Annotated in this window: 17 protein-coding genes and 2 pseudogenes; 17 read left to right on the forward strand and 2 right to left on the reverse strand. The window is 68.6% G+C overall.

Going from position 1 to position 18,992, the window contains the following annotated elements; all coding sequences use genetic code 11:
* A pseudogene (locus NHG85_RS06515) lies at positions 1 to 399 on the forward strand (hypothetical protein); the annotation flags it as partial.
* Positions 400 to 403: 4 nt separating this feature from the next.
* Here NHG85_RS06515 and NHG85_RS06520 read toward each other — a convergent pair.
* Positions 404 to 1,120, reverse strand: coding sequence for an endonuclease/exonuclease/phosphatase family protein (locus NHG85_RS06520; protein ID WP_253330908.1), 717 nt, complete (start codon positions 1,118 to 1,120; stop codon positions 404 to 406).
* A 35-nt stretch (positions 1,121 to 1,155) separates the two neighbouring features.
* Complete coding sequence (locus tag NHG85_RS06525; protein ID WP_253330909.1) at positions 1,156 to 2,544, reverse strand: phospholipase D-like domain-containing protein; 1,389 nt, start codon at positions 2,542 to 2,544, stop codon at positions 1,156 to 1,158.
* A 166-nt stretch (positions 2,545 to 2,710) separates the two neighbouring features.
* On the opposite strand from NHG85_RS06525, the gene NHG85_RS06530 reads away from it, so the two are divergent.
* The 16 genes and pseudogenes from NHG85_RS06530 to NHG85_RS06605 form a co-directional block, all read left to right on the forward strand.
* Entirely contained in the window at positions 2,711 to 3,745 is a 1,035-nt protein-coding gene (locus NHG85_RS06530) for an LLM class flavin-dependent oxidoreductase (protein WP_253330935.1), read from the forward strand.
* Positions 3,745 to 4,203 carry a metallophosphoesterase family protein gene (locus NHG85_RS06535; RefSeq protein WP_253330910.1) on the forward strand — a complete coding sequence of 153 codons (459 nt, stop codon included), beginning with the start codon at positions 3,745 to 3,747 and terminating at the stop codon, positions 4,201 to 4,203. The genes NHG85_RS06530 and NHG85_RS06535 overlap by 1 nt, the downstream gene beginning before the upstream one ends.
* A gap of 118 nt (positions 4,204 to 4,321) precedes the next feature.
* Entirely contained in the window at positions 4,322 to 5,380 is a 1,059-nt protein-coding gene (locus tag NHG85_RS06540; protein WP_253330911.1) for a C4-dicarboxylate TRAP transporter substrate-binding protein, read from the forward strand.
* A 118-nt stretch (positions 5,381 to 5,498) separates the two neighbouring features.
* Positions 5,499 to 6,020 (forward strand): TRAP transporter small permease, encoded by a 522-nt coding sequence (locus tag NHG85_RS06545; protein ID WP_253330912.1) that lies wholly within the window; start codon positions 5,499 to 5,501, stop codon positions 6,018 to 6,020.
* 4 nt (positions 6,021 to 6,024) lie between these two features.
* Positions 6,025 to 7,362, forward strand: a complete 1,338-nt coding sequence (locus NHG85_RS06550; protein WP_253330914.1) for a TRAP transporter large permease — start codon at positions 6,025 to 6,027, stop codon at positions 7,360 to 7,362.
* 13 nt (positions 7,363 to 7,375) lie between these two features.
* The gene (locus NHG85_RS06555; protein WP_370362984.1) at positions 7,376 to 8,182 is read left to right on the forward strand and encodes an IclR family transcriptional regulator; all 807 of its coding nucleotides are present in this window, start codon (positions 7,376 to 7,378) and stop codon (positions 8,180 to 8,182) included.
* Between the two features lie 92 nt (positions 8,183 to 8,274).
* Entirely contained in the window at positions 8,275 to 10,362 is a 2,088-nt protein-coding gene (locus NHG85_RS06560; RefSeq protein ID WP_253330918.1) for a 3-hydroxyacyl-CoA dehydrogenase NAD-binding domain-containing protein, read from the forward strand.
* A gap of 14 nt (positions 10,363 to 10,376) precedes the next feature.
* Positions 10,377 to 11,552, forward strand: a complete 1,176-nt coding sequence (locus NHG85_RS06565) for an acetyl-CoA C-acyltransferase (protein ID WP_253330920.1) — start codon at positions 10,377 to 10,379, stop codon at positions 11,550 to 11,552.
* A 14-nt stretch (positions 11,553 to 11,566) separates the two neighbouring features.
* The gene (locus NHG85_RS06570; protein WP_253330923.1) at positions 11,567 to 12,763 is read left to right on the forward strand and encodes an acyl-CoA dehydrogenase family protein; all 1,197 of its coding nucleotides are present in this window, start codon (positions 11,567 to 11,569) and stop codon (positions 12,761 to 12,763) included.
* 13 nt (positions 12,764 to 12,776) lie between these two features.
* Positions 12,777 to 13,901, forward strand: a complete 1,125-nt coding sequence (locus tag NHG85_RS06575) for an acyl-CoA dehydrogenase family protein (RefSeq protein WP_253330925.1) — start codon at positions 12,777 to 12,779, stop codon at positions 13,899 to 13,901.
* A gap of 1 nt (position 13,902) precedes the next feature.
* Positions 13,903 to 14,331, forward strand: coding sequence for a PaaI family thioesterase (locus NHG85_RS06580; protein ID WP_253330927.1), 429 nt, complete (start codon positions 13,903 to 13,905; stop codon positions 14,329 to 14,331).
* Entirely contained in the window at positions 14,328 to 15,122 is a 795-nt protein-coding gene (locus NHG85_RS06585; protein ID WP_253330928.1) for an oxepin-CoA hydrolase, alternative type, read from the forward strand. The genes NHG85_RS06580 and NHG85_RS06585 overlap by 4 nt, the downstream gene beginning before the upstream one ends.
* On the forward strand, positions 15,119 to 16,135 hold the full coding sequence (locus tag NHG85_RS06590) for an NAD(P)H-dependent flavin oxidoreductase (protein WP_253330930.1): 1,017 nt from the start codon (positions 15,119 to 15,121) through the stop codon (positions 16,133 to 16,135). Before NHG85_RS06585 ends, NHG85_RS06590 begins: the two co-directional genes overlap by 4 nt.
* A complete protein-coding gene (locus NHG85_RS06595) occupies positions 16,132 to 17,676 on the forward strand; it encodes a class I adenylate-forming enzyme family protein (protein ID WP_253330932.1) in 1,545 nt (514 codons plus the stop codon). The genes NHG85_RS06590 and NHG85_RS06595 overlap by 4 nt, the downstream gene beginning before the upstream one ends.
* Before the next feature lies 1 nt (position 17,677).
* Positions 17,678 to 18,889, forward strand: a complete 1,212-nt coding sequence (locus tag NHG85_RS06600) for an acyl-CoA dehydrogenase (protein WP_253330934.1) — start codon at positions 17,678 to 17,680, stop codon at positions 18,887 to 18,889.
* Between the two features lie 14 nt (positions 18,890 to 18,903).
* A pseudogene (locus NHG85_RS06605) lies at positions 18,904 to 18,992 on the forward strand (electron transfer flavoprotein subunit beta/FixA family protein); the annotation flags it as partial.

Consider the following 18,992-nt stretch of genomic DNA (forward strand, 5'->3'; position numbering starts at 1 on the left):
GCCATGCTCGGCCTGAGCCCGCGCGCGGCGGCCGAGGCGCGACTAGTGCTGGGACCGTTGTGGCGCCCGGCCGAGATGCTGGGGCTGATCGAGCGGCTGGCCGGCGAATCCGCGCAGACCCGCAGCAGCGCCGCGGTGGCGCTGTTCCACCGCCCGGCGAGCGACAGCCCTGTCGCGGCGGGGCGTCCCTATCTGCGGCTGCTGCTGGAAGCCTCGAAGCTCGGGCTGGCGGCCTGGCCCATGGGGGTGCTGACCGCCGACCCCGAGGCCCGCGCCGAAATCTCGCAGCGCGTCGGGATCGGCCCTGACCGGCGGCTGATGCAGGTGATCCGGCTCGGCGCGATCGGTGCGCAGCCGGAGGCCCGCGCGCGTCGCCCGATCGACGAGCTGATCGTCTGAGGCGTCAGTCGTGGTGCAGATCGGCCCAGATCGGCAGGTGATCGCTCGCCGCCGGGGCGGGCTGCTCGTGCCAGACGCCGCTCTGCGCGACCACAAGGCCCGGCCCTGTGGCGATCCGGTCGAGCGCAGCGACGGGGCGGCGCGCGTGATAGCTGCGCCCCGGCGCGTGGATCTCGAAACGCTTTGCCAGCCGCCCGAGACCGACCCGTTCGGACCATTCGTTGAGATCGCCGCCCATCACCGTAGGGCGGGGCGGCAGGCGATCGAGCTCGTCGACGATATGGCTCAGCTGTAGCCGGCGCGAGCCGCGCATAAGCCCCAGGTGCAGCCCGCCCACCCGCAGCGGCCCGGCCGGGGTGTCGAGATCGGCGAAGATCGCGCCGCGCGGCTCGAAGCCCGGAAGCACCATCCTGTGCAGCGCGCCGACGCCGATCCCCTCGCGCACCAGCATCGCGTTGCCATGCCAACCGAGGCTCTTGGCCGATTGGCCGAAATCGACGACCTGCAAGCCTTCGAGATGCGCAAGCTCGGTCAGCGGCAGCGCCGTGGGCCGTGCGCCGAGCCGCAGGTCCGCCTCCTGCAGCACGACGATGTCGGGCTCCATCGCGGCGATCACGTTGCAGATCCGCCCCGGATTGCGGCGCCGGTCGGTGCCGAGCGCCTTGCGGATGTTGTAGCTCACCAGCCGCAGCCGTCCGGGGCGAAGATGGGGATCTGTCATGTCGTCCTCACGGGATCGGGCTCAGGGGATCTGGCTCACAGCATCGGCGCGCCAAGGCGGAACACCCCCTCGGCCAGGCGGCGGCCCAGCCCGGGGCGGCGCACGCCCTCGCGGCACAGCGCGGTCTCGGCGGCGAACCAGTCGGCCAGGAGCGCCACGGAGGGCGCATCATAGACGAAGACCGCCACCTCGAAATTGAGCAGCATGGAGCGCACGTCGAAATTGGCCGATCCGGCCCAGGCGGCGTCGTCGATCACGCCCATCTTGGCATGGTTCATCTGGCGCGGCAGCTGCAGCACCCGTCCACCCGCTTCGTCGAGCGCGCGCAGATAGGCGCCGCGCGCGAAATCGGCGATGCGCTGGTTCGAGCGGGCAGGGACCATCACCCGGACATCGACCCCGCGCCGCGCCGCGGTGCACAGCGCCGCGTTCAGGGGCTCGGTCGGCAGGTAGTAGGGCGTGGCGATCCAGACCCGGCGCGTGGCGGCGTGGATCATCTGGACCAGCACGTCGTGCAGCGGATCGAGATGGGTGTCCGGCCCCGAGGGGATCACCTGCACGGTGGCCTTGCCCGGGCGCGCCTCGACGTGCAGCTCGGGCAGCGGTTCCGTCTCCCCCTCGGCCACGCCCCAATCGGCGCGGAACAGGTCCCACAGCACCTCGACCGAGGGACCCTGCAGCGTGAACGACAGGTCGCGCCACAGCTCGGGGTTGCCCTTCTCGTGGCGCATATGCGCCGGAAAGCCCATGTATTCGCAGCCGACGTTGCGCCCGCCGGTCCAGGCGCGGGCGCGGTCGGCGATGATCATCTTGCGGTGGTTGCGCAGGTTCATGTGGCCCTTGAGCGGCCAGTTGAGGAAGGGCTGGTGCCAGCGCAGCGCGCCGCCCGCCGCCTCGAACCGCGCCAGGGCGGCGCGTGGGCACCAGAAGCCGCCCAGCCGGTCGATGATCAGCCGCACCTGCACGCCGTCCTTGACGCGCGCGGTCAGCAGATCGACGAAATCGCGGCCCACCGCGTCGTCGTGGATGAGGTAGAAGGTGATGTCGAGCTCGTGGCGCGCGCTCTCGACCATTTCGCGCATCGCCCTGCGCGCGTGGCGCGCATCGCGGTGCAGCTCGATGGCATTGCCATGCGTCGCCGCCGGAACGCCGTAGGCGCGAAACGCCTCTGCCGGACCGAGCGCGGGATCGGCGGGGCCGTCGCCGGGGGGCGTGGAGAAGCGGATCGTCGGGTGGCGGTCGTTCTGCTTGCGAAAGCCGAGCGCGAAGAACAGCGGGATCGCAACCCATGGCAGCAGGATGATCGCGAGGATCCAAGCCGCGGCCGATTGCGGTGTGCGCCGCTGCTGCAGCAGCATCACCGTCGCGAGAAGCGCGAGTCCGACGCCGAGCAGGGTCAGGAGGAAGGTGTCATAGGTGAACAAGCGCCGCGCATCCCCGGTGTTTGGCCCAGATGTGGTCGAAACGCGGGGATGGTGCAACGAGGTTCCGACAGACGCGGCTGGCGCACATGACCTGCGCGATGACGGTGATTGGACGGGCGCCGGCGCACCGCTAGCTGCAAGGCAACACAGCTTGGAGAAGACGATCATGGAACTGGGGCTTTATACGTTCGGCGACGTGGGCACCGACCCGGTCACCGGCGCGGCTGTCGATCCCGCCTTGCGGCTGCGCCAGCTTATCGAGGAGATCGCGCTGGCCGACGAGGTCGGGCTCGACGTCTTCGGACTGGGCGAGCATCACCGCCCCGATTACGCCGTCTCGGCCCCCGCCGTGGCGCTGGCGGCGGCGGCGGGGCGCACCAGCCGCATCAAGCTCTCCAGCGCGGTGACGGTGCTGTCCTCGGACGATCCGATCCGCGTGTTCCAGCAGTTCGCCACGCTCGACAACCTGACGGGTGGCCGGGCCGAGATCATCGCCGGGCGCGGCTCCTTCATCGAAAGCTTTCCGCTCTTCGGCTTTGATCTCGACGATTACGAGGACCTGTTCGAGGAAAAGCTCCAGCTTTTGATGGCGCTGAACGAGGGCGAGGTGATCCGCTGGCCGGGCAGCACCCATACGCATGAGATCCCTGGGCGCGGCGTCTATCCGCGACCCGTTCAGGAGCGTCTGCCGATCTGGCGCGCGGTCGGCGGCTCGCCGCAATCGGTGGCGCGGGCCGGGGCGCTGGGCCTGCCGATGGCGCTTGCCATCATCGGCGGGGAGCCCGCGCGCTTCGCGCCGCTGTTCGATCTCTACCGCAAGAGCGCCGCGCAGATGGGGCATGACGCGAAGGCGCTGAAGACCTCGCTCAACGTGCATGGCTTCGTCGCCGAGACGAGCCAGCAGGCCGCCGACATCATCTATCCGGCGCAGGCCGAGGTGATGAACCGGATCGGCCGCGAGCGTGGCTGGGGCCCGACCAGCCGGGCGCAGTTCGACGCGGCGCGCGGGCCAAATGGCGCGCAGTTCGTCGGCAGCCCGGCCGAGATGGTCGACAAGATCCTGAAGACGCACGAGCTGTTCGGCTTTGACCGGATGCTCATCCAGATGGCGATCGGGGTCTATGATCACGCGCAGCTGATGAAGGCGATCGAGCTTCTGGGCACGCGGGTGGCGCCCGAGCTGCGCCGGGCCGTGGCCTGATGCGCGTCGGCGTCATCTCCGACACGCACGGGCTTTTGCGACCGGAAACGCTTCGTGCCCTGGCGGGGGTGGATCACATCCTGCACGGCGGCGACATCGGGCGCGAGGAGATCGTGCCCGAGCTGGAGCGGATCGCCCCGGTCACGGCAATCCGGGGCAATGTCGACCGCGCGCCCTGGGCCGCGCGATTCCCCGAGACGGTCGACATCGTGCTGGAGGGCGCGAGGATCCACATGCGCCACGACCGCAAGACGCTCGATTTCGACCCCATCGCGCGCGGGATCGACGTGGTGATCAGCGGGCATTCGCACAAACCCCTGATCGAGCGGCAGGGCAATGTGCTCTATCTCAACCCCGGCGCCGCCGGGCCGAGGCGGTTCAAGCTCCCGATAACATTGGCCTTTCTGCATCTGGGCGAGGGTGCGCCGCGGGTTGATAGCCTCGATCTGCTCGACTGATCCATGAGGATGCCGCAGCGCGGCGTACGCGACGGGTTGCCAAGACGAGGGGCGCTGCCGTAGGTTTCAGCTGGTAGAATACAATTCCGCTATGCGAAACTTCAGGGAGGAGACTGAAATGACGCGATTTCTGAAGGCGGCTCTCGCCTCGACGATTCTCGCCGGTGCCACGCTCGGCTCCATCGCCCATGCCGAAACCACGCTGTTCTTCGGCGAGGCCGGCCCCAACCGCGGCGCCCGCGCCGAGGCGCTCAACTGGTTCGTCGATGACGTGAAGACCCGCACCGACGGCGAGCTCAGCTTCGACGTCCAGTGGGGCGGCGCGCTGTTCAAGGCCAATGCCGCAGCACAGGCCGTGGCCGACGGGGTGGCCGACGCCGGCACCATCATCGGCGTCTACTTCCCGCAGGAGATGCTGGCCTACGGCATCGCCGACCTGCCGGTGCAGAACCCCGACCCCTGGGTAGGCATGAAGGCCACCGACGAGCTGATGCGCAGCTCGGACGCCATCAAGGCCAACCTCGCCGACCAGAACCTCGTCTATCTGGGGACCTACACTACCTCGGCGGTGCACATCGGCTGCAAGGGCACGGCGATCCGCACGGTCGAGGACATCGAGGGCCTCAAGGTCCGCGGCGTCGGCGCCTATGGCAAGACCTTTGCCGATTTCGGCGCGAACCTCGTCAACATGTCGATCTACGACGCCTACCAAGGCCTCGACTCCGGCCTGCTCGACTGCAGCCAAGGCTATTCCTACGCCGTGGGCGCGCTCAACCAGCAAGAGGTCATGGACAGCTACACCATGCTCAACTGGGGCCAGGTCGGCGCGATGGGCATCTTCATGAACAAGGACACCTACGACGCGCTCCCCGAGGACCAGCAGCAGGCGCTGATGGAAGCGGGCAAGGGGCTGTCGGACGAGTTCGGCCGCCTCGTGAGCGCCGACAACGACGCCGCCGTCGAGAAGATGCGCGAGGCGGGCGTCGAGATCATCGAGCTGCCCGAGGAAGAGCGCGCCAAGCTCGTGGAAAAGGGCAACACCTACCTCGAAGAGTGGAAGGCGCAAGCCGATGCCGCCGGCCTCGACGGCACGGCCCTGCTCGACGAGTACCGCGGCCTGATCGAGAAGTATCAGGGCATCCGCGACGACGAGGGCTACCCCTGGGAGCGCGGCTGAAGAACCGCGCCACGGGGGGCGGGACGGCGCGACTTACCCGCGCCGTCCCCCCTCGCATATCGACGACATCTAGGAATGAACGACGGGGGCGCGGCCTCCGGCCGGGAGGGGAGTGTTGATGCTGACCCGTATCGAGAGTTTCCTGCTCAATCTCGCCGCGCTGGCGATCATCGGGCTTGGGCTTCTGATCACCACCAGCGTGGTTCTGCGCGCGACGCTGAACTCGGGCATCCCCGACACGATCAACATGGTGGGCGAGCTGATGGTCGCGGCCATCGTGCTGCCGCTCGCCGCCACCGCCGCCGCGCGCGCCAACATCGTGGTCGAGGTGATCTCCGAGCGGCTTTCGCCGGCCACGCAGGACCGGCTGGTTGTGCTGGGCTCTCTGGCCGGCCTCTTCGCCCTCGCGCCGCTGATCTGGGCGGGCTGGAACGAGGCGGTGCACACGATTGAATCGGGGAGCTACTTCTTCGGCCAGCTGTCCTTGCCGAAATGGCCAGGGCGCGTGATCTTCCTGTTCGGGGTGAGCTTCTGCTGGCTGCGCCTCGCGATCCAGGTCTGGAGCGACATCCGCACCATCCGCGCCGGCGGACGGGTGCTCGTCGATCCCTCCAAGCACTCCCCACACGAAGAGGTCTGAGACCATGGACGGCACTCTCATCGGTCTCGTGGCCTTCGGCGCGGTCCTGTTCCTGCTGGCGCTGCGCGTGCCGATCGCCTTCGCGCTGGCGGGGATCGCCACCATCGGCACCTTCGTCATCTTTGCCTTCCGCACCGGGACGTTCATGCCCGAGCGGGCGATCCGCCCGACCTCTTCGCTGGTCTTCTCCAATAGCTTCGATCTCATCCACAGCTACGATCTGTCGATGATCCCGCTCTTCGTCGCGCTGGGCCACATCGCCTACCGCGCCGACATCACCACCAAGATCTACCACGCCGCGCGCGTCTGGCTGGCCAAGGTGCCCGGCGGCGTCGCCATGGCCTCGGTCGTCGGCTGCGGCGGGTTCTCGGCGATCACCGGATCGTCGATCGCCTGCGCCTCGACCATGGGCCGGATCTGCACGCCCGAAATGCTCTCGGTCGGCTATGACAAGCGCCTCGCCACGGCTTCGGTCGCCGCAGGCGGCACGCTGGGCTCGCTCATTCCGCCTTCGGTGCTGTTCATCATCTACGGCATCTTCACCGAAACCTCGATCAGCCAGCTGTTTCTCGCGGGCATCCTGCCGGGCCTCGTCTCGCTCTTGGGCTTCCTTCTGGTGATCTTCATCTGGGTCAAGCGCGACCCGGACGCGGCGCCCGCCTTCACCGGCACCATCACCATGGCCGACCGCGGCCGCGCGGCGATTGAGAGCTGGCCCGCGGTGCTCTTGTTCGTCATCATCGTCGGCGGCATCTATGGCGGCATCTTCACCGCGACCGAGGCGGCGGCGGTCTGCGTGTCGGCGGCGATCCTGATCGGCCTTGCACAGCGCAAGCTGACGCTGCGCGGCATCTGGGAGTCCTTGCGTGAAACGGCGATCCAGACCACCTCCATTTTCCTGATCGCGGCGGGGGCCAAGATTTTCGTGGCCTTCATCGCGCTCACCGGCGTCGCCCCCGACATCGTCGAGGCGGTGACCGCGGCCGAGCTGTCGCCGGTGGTGCTGATGCTGGCCATCGCGCTGATCTATCTCGCGCTCGGTATGTTTCTCGATCCGATCGGCATCATGGTGCTGACCCTGCCGCTGATGATCCCGCTGATCGAGACCTACGGCTTCGACCTGATCTGGTTCGGCGTCGTCGTCATCAAGCTGCTGGAAATCGGCCTGATCACACCGCCCGTCGGTCTCAACGTCTTCGTCATCGCCGGCGTCGTCGGGCGCGAAGTGCCGATCGACCGCATCTTCGCGGGCATCGCGCGCTTCCTCGCTCTGGACGTTCTGGTGCTGATCCTCATCATGGCGGTCCCGGCGCTGTCGCTGTTGATCCCCTATTCGATGTGAGACCGAGATGAAGATGACCGACGAGAGCCAGGACCGCCGTTTCGCCACCACCCTGGCGCGTGGGCTCTCGGTGCTGCGGGCCTTTCGCCCCTCGGATGACGGGCTGGGCAACGCCGAGATCTCCGAGCGCACCGGCCTGCCGAAATCGACCGTCTCGCGGCTGACCTTCACGCTGCAGTCCTTGGGCTACCTGACCCATGCCCGCCGCCACGACCGCTACCGTCCGGGGCCCGCGCTGCTGGCCCTGGGCAACGTGGCCAGCGCCTCGATCTCCTTCGTGGAGCTGTCGGGGCCGATCATGCAGCGGGTCGCGGACGAGACCGGCACGCTGGCGCTCTTGTCGGTGCGCGACCGGGGGCGGGTGCTGATCACCAAGACATGGCGGCCGCAGGAGGTCTCCTCGATCTGGCTGGAGGTGGGTCACAGGCTGCCCTTCAAGGGGTCGAGCTCGGGCCATGCGATGCTCGCGGCGCTGTCCGAGGAGGGGTTTTGCGAGGCGGTGGCCGATGCGCAGGGGCACCGCGGCCTCGACGATGAAAACGCCCGCGAAGCCCGCCGCGTGGCTTATACGCAGCTGGTGACCGAGGGCTTCGTGATCGCCGATCCGGCCTCCTACTTCGCCTCGAACATCCATGCCGTCTCGGTGCCGTTCCAGTCGCGCGACCTGAGCGAGCCGGTGATCTTCACCTGCGGCGCCATGCCCAAGGATCTGAGCATGGAGCGGATGCAGACCGAGGTCGGGCCGCGCCTGCAGGCCGGGGTGCGCGAGCTGGAGCGGATCATGGGGCAGGGGCCGTTCCTGTCACGCCACGACATATGACCACAGTCTTATTTCCGCATGGTGGAATTAAGATTTGCATGTTGAAATAGATGGCATCGATTGTTAGGTTGATGCCGGAGAGGGAGGACCACATGGCAGGAACAGTGCATTTCGAAAGCCGGGGCCGGATCGCGGTCATCACGGTGGATCATGCGCCGGTGAACGCGCTGGGGCGCGACGTGCGGGCCGGGCTGGTGGAAGCGATCGAGCGCTTCGAGGCGGATGCCGCCGAGATCGCGGTGATCCATGGCGCCGGGCGGCTCTTCATCGGCGGCGCCGACATCTCCGAATTCGGCAAGCCGCCGCAGGAGCCGTCGCTGCCCGACGTGGTCAACCGGATCGAGGCCTGCACCAAGCCCGTGGTCGCCGCGATCCACGGCGCGGCCCTGGGCGGCGGGCTGGAGATCGCGCTCGGCGCGCATTACCGCGTGGCCGTTCCGGGCGCGCAGCTCGGCCTGCCCGAGACCAAGCTCGGCGTGATCCCCGGCGCGGGCGGCACCCAGCGCACGCCGCGCCTCGTCGGGGCTGAGGCCGCGAACGAGATGGCGACCACCGGCACGCCGGTTCTGGCCCAGAAGGCCGTCGAGATGGGCCTCGTGGACCGCTTGGGCGAGGGCGCGGCGCTCGATGCCGGCCTGGCCTATGCCGAGGAGCTGCTGAGTCAGGGTGCTGCCCCGCGCCCGGTGCGCGACATGGCCGCGCCCGAGCATGACGCGGCGATGTTCGATGCCCGCCGCTCGGCGCTCAAGAAAAAACTGCGCGGCGAGGTGGCCCCTCTGGCCGCGCTCGACGCGATCGAGGCCTCGACCAGGATGTCCTTCGACGAGGGGCTCGCCGAGGAACGCCGTCAGTTCATGAAGATGATGGAGACACCGCAGCGCGCGGGGCTGATCCATGCCTTCTTCATCGAACGCAAGGTCGCCAAGCTGCCCGAGATCGAGGGCGTCAGCCCGCGCGACGTCTCTTCCATCGGCGTGATCGGCGGCGGCACCATGGGGGCGGGCATCGCCACCGCAGCGCTCTTGCGCGGGCTGAATGTCACGCTGGTCGAGCGCGACGAGGAGGCGGCCAGCCGTGCCCGCGCCACCATCGAGAAGAACCTCGCGGCCGCCGTGAAGCGCGGTAAGCTGAAAGAGACCAAGCGCGACGCGATCCTGTCGGACGCGCTCGCCTGCGTCACCGGCTACGATGCGCTGGGACAGGCTGACGTGATCATCGAGGCGGTGTTCGAAAGCATGGATGTCAAGAAGGAGGTCTTCGCGGAGCTCGACCGGGTCGCCAAACCCGGCGCGGTGCTGGCGACCAACACCTCTTATCTCGACATCGACGAGATCGCGCGGGCGACGAACCGCCCCGAGGACGTGATCGGGCTGCATTTCTTCTCGCCCGCCCATGTGATGAAGCTTCTGGAGGTGGTGGTCGCCGACAAGACCGCGCCCGAGGTCACCGCTACGGCCTTCGCGCTCGGCAAGACGCTGGGCAAGGTCTCGGTCCGCGCCGGCGTCTGCGACGGCTTCATCGGCAACCGCATACTGTCGCATTACCGCGCGGCGGCCGATCACATGATCCTCGACGGCGCGAGCCCCTACCAGATCGACCGCGCGCTGCGCGATTTCGGCTTCCCGATGGGCCCCTACCAGGTGGGCGATCTCGCGGGGCTCGACATCGGCTACATGACGCGGCAGCGGAAAGCCGACCAGCGCCACGAGCGCGACCGCTATCCCGGCTGGGCCGACACGCTCTACGAGATGGGGCGGCTGGGCCAGAAGACGCAGCGCGGCTACTACATCTACGACGAGGAAAGCCCGCGCGGACGCCCCGACCCGGAGGTCGAGGAGATCATCGCTGCCGAGCGCGAAAAGCAGGGCGTCACGCCCCGCGACTTCACCGACGCCGAGATCGTCGAGCGCTACATGGCTGCCATGGTCAACGAAAGCGCCCGCGTGGTCGAGGAGGGCATCGCCCAACGCCCGCTCGATGTCGATGTGACGCTGCTCTACGGCTACGGCTTCCCGCGCCATCGCGGCGGCCCGATGCACTACGCCGACGCGCAGGGGGTCGCGACCATCCGCGACCGCATCAAGCAATACGCCGCCGAGGACGACCATTTCTGGAAGGTCGCGCCGCTGCTCGACCGCCTCGCCGACCAAGGTTCCACATTCGCCAGCCTGAACGGCTGAGAGGGAGAGACGACATGACCGACGCCGTCATCGTATCCACCGCCCGCACCCCCATCGGCAAGGCCGCACGGGGCGCGTTCAACATCACCCATGGCGCCGACATGGCCGGCCACGCCGCCCGCCACGCGGTCGAGCGCGCCGGCATCGATCCCGCGCTGATCGAAGACGCGATCTTCGGCTGCGGCTACCCGGAATATGTGACGGGGGGCAACATCGCCCGCCAGGCGGTGATCCGTGCGGGCATGCCCGTCTCCATCGCCGCGACCACGGTGAACCGCTTCTGCGCCTCGGGCCTGCAGGCGATCGCCATGGGCGGGCACATGATCAGCCAGGAAGGCGCCAAGGCGATCCTCGTCGGCGGCGTCGAGAGCATCTCGATGGTGCAGCCGCCGGTGCGCCACTCGCGCAACGCGTGGATCGAGGAGCACAAGCCTGAGCTGTACCAGGCGATGATCGAGACCGCCGACACGGTGGCCAAGCGCTACGGCATCTCCCGCGAGGCGCAGGACGAGTTGGCGCTGCAAAGCCAGCAGCGCACCGCCGAGGCGCAGAAGGCCGGGCGCTACGACGCCGAGATCGCGCCGATGGAGGTGACCAAGGCCGTCAAGGACAAGGAGACCGGCGAGGTCTCCCACGTCACCGAGACGATCTCGATGGACGAGTGCAACCGCCCCTCGACCAATCTCGAAGGGCTGCAGAAGCTCAACCCGGTGCGCGGCGAGGGCAACTTCATCACCGCCGGCAACGCCAGCCAGCTTTCCGACGGCGCCGCCGCGCTTGTCATGATGGATCGCAAGGAGGCCGAGCGCCTCGGCCTCGACATCCTCGGCGCCTTCCGCGGCTTTGCCGTCGCGGGCTGCGAGCCCGACGAGATGGGCATCGGCCCGGTCTTTGCTGTGCCGCGCCTGCTGGAGCGTCAGGGCCTCACCGTCGACGACATCGACCTGTGGGAGCTGAACGAGGCCTTCGCGAGCCAGGCGCTCTACTGCCGCGACACGCTTGGCATCGACAACGACAAGCTCAACGTCTCGGGCGGCTCGATCTCGATCGGCCATCCCTTCGGCATGACCGGCGCGCGGATGACCGGGCATCTGATGGTCGAAGGCCGCCGCCGCGGCGCCAAGCTCGGCGTCGTCACCATGTGCATCGGCGGCGGGCAGGGTGCTGCCGGCCTGTTCGAGATCTACTGAGAAAGGGTGCCGGGATGGACCTGAACTTCACCGAAGAGCAGAAGGCCTTTCGCGCCGAAGTGCGCGGCTTTCTGCAAGAGAAGCTGCCGCAGCGCCTGTCGGACAAGGTACGTCTCGGCCAGAGGCTGACCAAAGAGGACTACGAGGAATGGCACGCCATCCTCAACGAAAAGGGCTGGCTCGCGGGGAACTGGCCCAAGGAACACGGCGGCGCGGGCTGGAACGCGGTCGAGCGGCACATCTTCGAGGAGGAGACCACCGCCGCTTCCGCTCCGCGCATCGTGCCCTTCGGCCTCGCCATGCTCGGGCCGGTGCTGCAGAAGTTCGGCTCGAAAGAGCAGCAGCAATACTGGCTGCCGCGCATCCTCGACGGCTCCGACTGGTGGTGCCAGGGCTATTCCGAGCCAGGGGCCGGATCCGACCTCGCTTCGGTTAAGACGACGGCCGAGCGCGACGGCGACCATTACGTGGTGAACGGGCAGAAGACCTGGACCACGCTGGGGCAATACGCCAACATGATCTTCTGCCTCGTGCGCACCTCCAAGGAGGGCAAGCCGCAGGAGGGGATTTCCTTCCTGCTGATCGACATGGACGATCCGGGCATCACCGTGCGCCCGATCGTGCTCATCGACGGCGAGCCGGAGGTCAACGAGGTCTTCTTCGACAATGTCCGCGTGCCCGCCTCGAACCTCGTCGGCGAGGAGAACAAGGGCTGGACCTATGCCAAGTATCTTCTCACGCATGAGCGCACCAACATCGCCGGGGTGGGCTTTGCCAATGCCGGTCTCGCGAACCTCAAGCGGATCGCGAAGCTGGAGCAGTCGGGCGGCCGCCCGCTGATCGAGGACCCGCTGTTCGCCGCGCAGATCGCAGAGGTCGAGATCGCGCTGATGGCGATGGCGACGACGAACCTGCGGGTCGTCTCGGCCGCCGCCGCGGGGCAGGCGCCGGGCGCCGAAAGCTCGATGCTCAAGGTCAAGGGCACGGTGATCCGCCAGGAGATCAACGCGCTGACCAAGGTGGCCGTCGGCCCCTATGCCATGCCCTTCGTCTCCGAGACGCTGGAGGCGGGCACCAACGAAGGCCCGGTCGGGCCGGACTATGCGATGGCCGCGACGCCGCATTACCTGAACAACCGCAAGCTCTCGATCTACGGCGGATCGAACGAGGTGCAGAAGACGATCATCGCCAAGGCGATCCTGGAACTCTGAGGGAGAGCGGGACATGAACTTCCAACTGACCGAAGAGCGGCAGATGCTGCAGGACGGGCTGCGTCGCTATCTCGGCGATGCCGTCACCCCCGAGGCGCTGAAGGCTGCCGAGAGCACGGGGTTCTCCCCCGAGGTCTGGGCCGGGCTTTCGGAGATGGGCGTCGCGGGCGCGCTGTTCACCGAAGAGCAGGGCGGCTTCGGCGGTCTCGGCTTCGATCTGATGACCGTGTTCGAGGAACTGGGCCGCGCGGGCGCGCCTGACCCGATGCTCGAAGTGCTGCTCGCGGGCGGTATCATCGCCGCGCTGGGCTCGGAATCGCAGCAGGCGCTGGTCGAGCAGGCGGTCGAGGGCGGCGTGCAGCTGGCCTTCGCCCATAATGAGCCGTCGAGCCGCTACGACATCGACCGCATCGAGACCCGCGCCGAGCGTTCGGGCGAGGGCTGGAGCCTCACGGGGCGCAAATCGGTCGTGGTCAACGGCGCGCAGGCCGATCACGTCGTCGTCTCCGTCCGCACTTCCGGCGCGCCGGGCGAGCGCGAGGGGATCAGCCTCTTTCTCATGCCCAAGGGCACCGACGGCGTCGAGATCCGCGACTACCCGCTGAGCCAGGGCGGCCATGCCGCCGAGATGGTGTTCGACGGGGCCACGCTGCCCGCCGATGCGCTCTTGGGCGAAGATGGCGCGGCATATGACGCGATCGAGACCGCGCAGGCCCGCGCCACCGCGGCGCTCTGCGCCGATGCGCTTGGCGCGATGGAGACGGCGCGGGCGCTGACGGGCGACTATCTCAAGACGCGCAAGCAGTTCGGCCAGCCGATCGGCAAGTTCCAGGCGCTGCAGCACCGCGCCGCCGACATGCTGATCGAGATCGAGCAGGCGCGCTCGGCGGTGATCAACCTGTGCGGCCATCTGGAGGCCGACCGCGACACGCGCGAGATCCACGTCTCCGCGACCAAGCATCTCGTGGGCAAGGTCGCGCGCCTCGTGGCCGAGGAGGCGATCCAGATGCATGGCGGCATCGGCATGACCGAGGAATACGAGCTGGGCCGCTTCGCGCGCCGCCTGTCGATGCTCGACCAGCGCTTCGGCGATGCGACCTGGCATCTGGGCCGCTTCGTCCGGCTTCGGGCCGCCTGAGATGGCCGGAGCGGGGATCATCGAGGGTGAGACCGGGGCGCAGAAGCTCCTGGGCTACGTGCTCGACGTGGGCCGGGGTGACGGGCGTGCGCGCTGCCACCTCACCGTGACGGCGGACCACACCAACCGCCACGGCATGCTGCACGGCGGCATCGTCGCGACGATCCTCGACAATGCGATGGGCGCCACCGGCAGCCTGTCGCGCGATCCGGAGGGGCGCTATCCCTTCCTGACCATCTCGCTCAACACGCAGTATCTTGCCCCCGCCCGCGAGGGCGAGGCGCTGATGGCGGTGGGGCGGATCACCGGCGGCGGGCGCAAGCTTCTGTTCATCAAGGGCGAGCTGCACGGGCCGGGCGACCGGCTCGTCGCCACGGCGACGGGGGTGTTCAAGCCGGTGTCGCAGACCCCGCGGGAGGACAGGCCATGAGCATGGCGCGGATCGAGGATCTCGGCGATCGGCTGGTGGTGTGGAACCTCAACGCCGCGCGGCGGGCGGCGCTGACGCCCGAATATTACGCGGCACTGCACGAGGCGCTGGTGACGGCGGCCTATGCCCCGCGCATCGTGGCGGTGATCCTCGCCTCCGAGGGCGGCTTTTTCTGCGCGGGCGGCGATCTGGGCGTTCTGGCGACCCGCGCGGCGCAGACCGAGGAGCAGCGCCGTGGCAACATTGAGCGGCTGCACGACCTTGTCCGCACGATCACCGGCTGCCCCAAGCCGGTCATCGCCGCCGTCGAGGGCGGTGCCGCGGGGGCCGGGCTGTCGCTGGCGCTGGCCTGCGATTTCACCGTCGCCGCCGAGGGCGCGCGCTTCACCGCCGCCTATGTGAAGGCCGGGCTGGTGCCCGATGCGGGGCTCACGCATTTCCTCGCCGGGTTGCTGCCGCGCGCCATGGCCGCGCGGATGCTGCTTCTGGGCGAGCCGGTCGCGGCCGAGCGGCTGCATGCGCTCGGCGCGCTGTCCGAGCTTGCGCCCGAGGGGCAGAGCTTCGACGCGGCCATGGCGCTGGCCGATCGGCTGGGGCAGGGCGCCTCGGTCACCCAAGGCACGATCAAGGGGCTGATGAACAGCGCCGCTGCGGGCGATCTCTTCGCCCAGCTCGATGCCGAGCGCGACGCCATGGCCCGCGCCCAGGGCCTGCCCGAGGCGGCCGAGGGCATCTCGGCCTTTCTCGAAAAGCGCGCCCCCGATTTCGCGAAGCTCAGGAGCGAGACATGACCGATCCGGCCTTCGACACCGCCGTCACCCGTGCTTACGGCACACGGCTGCCCATCGTCGCGGGCGGGCTGATGTGGCTGTCGGACGCGGCCTATGTCTCGGCCTGCGCCCGCGCCGGCATCGTGGGCTTTCTCACGGCGGCGAGCTTTCCCGAACCCGAGGCGCTCCGCGCCGAGATCCGCAAGACGCGCGAGATGGCCGATGGCGGGGCCTTCGGGGTCAATGTCTCCATGCTGCCCAAGCTGGTGCCGGGCGAGCGCACCGCCGAGATCTTCGCGCTCATCGCCGATGAGGGCGTGCGTTTCGTCGAGACCTCGGGGCGCAACCCCGAGCCTTGGCTGCCGATGCTCAAGGAGGCGGGCATCACCGTGCTGCACAAGGTGCCGAGCGTGCGCTTCGCCGAAAAGGCGCAGTCGGTCGGCGTCGACATGGTGTCGATCGTCGGCGCGGAATGTGGCGGCCATCCGGGCCTCGATCTCGTCGGCTCCTTCGTCAATCTCGCGCTGGCCGAGCGGCGGCTCAAGATCCCCTTCCTGATCGGCGGCGGTGTCGGCCATGGCGGGCAGATCACCGCGGCGCTGGCGGGCGGGGCCGCGGGCGTCGTCATCGGCACGCGGTTTCTCGTGGCCGAGGAGATCACCGCCCATTCCGATTACAAGCGCGCGCTGTCTGGGGCGCGCGAGACCGACACGATGCTCAGCATGTCGAGCGTGCGAAACACCATCCGCACGTTGAAGAACGAAACATCGCAGACCGTGGCGCGGATGGAGGCCGAGAATCCCGAGATCGGGATCGAGGCGCTTTTGCCGCATGTCTCGGGCAAGATCGGGCGGCGCGCCTATGAGACGGGCGACGTGTCGCGCGGCATGTTGTCGGCCGGGCAGGCTTTGGGGCTCACGGATGAGATCGCGCCGCTGGCGCGGATCGTCGATGGGCTCGAGGAAGAAGCGCTGGCGGCGCTGGCGCGGCTGCGCCCGGCGCCCGCGCGGATGAGGGAGGAGATCGCGCTATGACGAACGCGACGAGAGACGAGACGGCGCGGCGCGTCCACGAGCTGATCGCCCGGCGGGCGGCCTCGCATGGCGGGGCCCCCGGCCTGATCGACAGCGACGGGCAGGTGCTGAGCCACGCCGACTACCACGCCGCCATCGAAGAGATGGCCGGGCTCATGCGCGAGCGCGGCGTCGTGGGTGGCGACCGCGTCCTGATCGTGGCCGAGAACTGCGCCGCGACGGCGCTGGCGATCTTCGCCGCCTCGACTCTCGACGCCATCGCCGTACCGGTCAACGCGCGGATGACCGGCCCCGAGCTGGAGCGCATCACCGCCCACGCGAGCCCGCGCGCGATCCTCTACACCTGCCACGTCTCGCCCGAGGCGCGCGCCCATGCCGAGGCGGCGGGCGCGCAGGAGATCGACACCGCGACCGCCCGCATCGCCATGGCCCAAGGCCCCGGCGGCGCGCCCGACCCGGTGGAGGAGGGGCCCGGACAGGTCGCGGTGATCCTCTACACCACCGGCACCACGGGCGACCCCAAGGGGGTCATGCTCACCCATGCCAACCTGCTCTTCGCGGGCGCGCTCAGCGCCGAAATGCGCGGCATGGTGGCCGATGACCGGATCTATGGCGCGCTGCCGCTGACCCATGTCTTCGGGCTGGCCTCGATGCTGATGGCGGGCGCCTCCTGCGGCGCCTGCGTGCAGCTCGAGACCCGCTTCGCCCCCGACCGGCTGCTCGCCGCGCTGAAGGACGGCGCGACCGTGCTGCCGGCGGTGCCGCAGATGCACGCGCTCTTGATGAAGCACACCGCCTCCCTGGGCCTCGAGCGGCTCGAGGGCGCGAAGCTGCGCTACGTCTCCTCGGGGGCCGCGCCGCTCGACCCGGCCTGGAAGCGCAAGGCCGAGGCCTTCTACGGCCTGCCGCTGCAGAACGGCTACGGCATGACCGAAAGCACGGCGGGGGTCTGCGGCACGAAGAACGCGATCGGCGATCCGGACATCTCGGTCGGCCCGGCGCTGCCCGGCATCGAGATCCGCATCGACCCCGAGCACCGCGACGCCGAAGGCGTGGGCGAGATCCACACCCGCGGCCCGCATGTGATGAAGGGCTATTACCGCAACCCGGAGGCCACCGCGCAGGTGCTGGGCGAAGATGGCTGGCTCAAGACCGGCGATCTGGGCCGGATCGACGAGGCAGGCCGCCTGCATGTCGTGGGCCGCTGCAAGGAGCTGATCATCCGCTCGGGCTTCAACGTCTATCCGCCCGAGGTGGAGGCGGCGCTGAACGACCATCCGATGGTGGTGCAGGCCGCGGTGATCGGCCGCGCGCGGGGCGGCAACGAAGAGGTGCTGGCCTTCGTGCAATGCGCCGAGCCCGCGCCGGAGCCTGCGGCGCTGAAAGCCCATGTCTCGGAGCGACTTTCGAGTTACAAGCGGCCATCGAAGATCCTGATCGTGGACCGGCTGCCCGCCGCGGCGACCGGCAAGATCCTGAAACACAAGCTGCTCGGCACCTTCGCGGATCGCCTGGCGGCACTCGATGCGGAGGAGAATTGAGATGCCCAAGGACATGCAGGGCCACGGCCCCGAACTTTCCCAATTCGACTGGAGCGACCCGTTCCTGATCGAGACCCAGCTCGACGAGGATGAGCGGATGCTGCGCGACGCGGCCCGCGCCTTCGCCCAAGACAAGCTCGCCCCGCGGGTCACGCAGGCCTACCGCGAGGAGACCGCCGATCCGTCGATCTTCCGCGAGATGGGCGAGGCCGGGCTTCTGGGCGTCACGGTCGAGGAGGAGCTCGGCGGGCTCGGTGCGAGCTACGTCACCTATGGCCTCATCGCCCGCGAGGTCGAGCGCGTCGATTCGGGCTACCGCTCGATGATGTCGGTGCAGTCGAGCCTCGTGATCTACCCGATCGACGCCTATGGCTCGGACGAGCAACGCCGCAAGTACCTGCCCGGCCTGTGCTCGGGCGAGCTGATCGGCTGCTTCGGCCTGACCGAGCCCGACGCGGGCTCCGACCCCGCCGGCATGAAGACCGTGGCCAAGAAGACCGAGACCGGCTACCGGCTTTCGGGCTCGAAGATGTGGATCTCGAACGCGCCCTTCGCGGATGTCTTCGTGGTCTGGGCCAAGTCCGAGGCGCATGACGGCAAGATCCGCGGCTTCATCCTCGAAAAGGGCATGGAGGGGCTGTCGGCGCCCAAGATCGGCGGCAAGCTGTCCTTGCGCGCCTCGACCACCGGCGAGATCGTGATGGAGAACGTCGAGGTCGGCGAGGATGCGCTCTTGCCGAACGTGCAGGGCCTCAAGGGTCCCTTCGGCTGCCTCAACCGCGCGCGCTACGGCATCTCTTGGGGGGCCATGGGCGCAGCCGAAGCCTGCTGGTTCGCCGCACGCCAATACGGGCTCGATCGCAAGCAGTTCAACAAGCCTCTGGCGCAGACGCAGCTGTTCCAGAAGAAGCTTGCCGACATGCAGACCGAGATCGCGCTCGGCCTGCAGGGCAGCCTGCAGCTGGGCCGGTTGATGGACGAGGGCCGCGCCTCGCCCGAGCTGGTCTCCCTTATGAAGCGCAACAACTGCGGCAAGGCGCTCGAAATCGCGCGCCACGCCCGCGACATGCATGGCGGCAATGGCATCTCCGACGAATTCCCGGTGATGCGCCACATGATCAACCTGGAAACCGTGAACACCTATGAAGGCACGCATGACGTTCATGCGCTGATCCTGGGCCGCGCCCAGACCGGCCTTCAGGCGTTCTTCTGAGACAGGAGAGAGAGATGAAGATCCTAGTCCCCGTGAAGCGGGTGATCGACTACAACGTGAAGGTGCGTGTGAAGTCGGATGGCTCGGGCGTCGATCTGGCCAA

It is taken from the genome of Limimaricola litoreus (assembly GCF_024159025.1).
Taxonomy (GTDB): domain Bacteria; phylum Pseudomonadota; class Alphaproteobacteria; order Rhodobacterales; family Rhodobacteraceae; genus Limimaricola; species Limimaricola litoreus.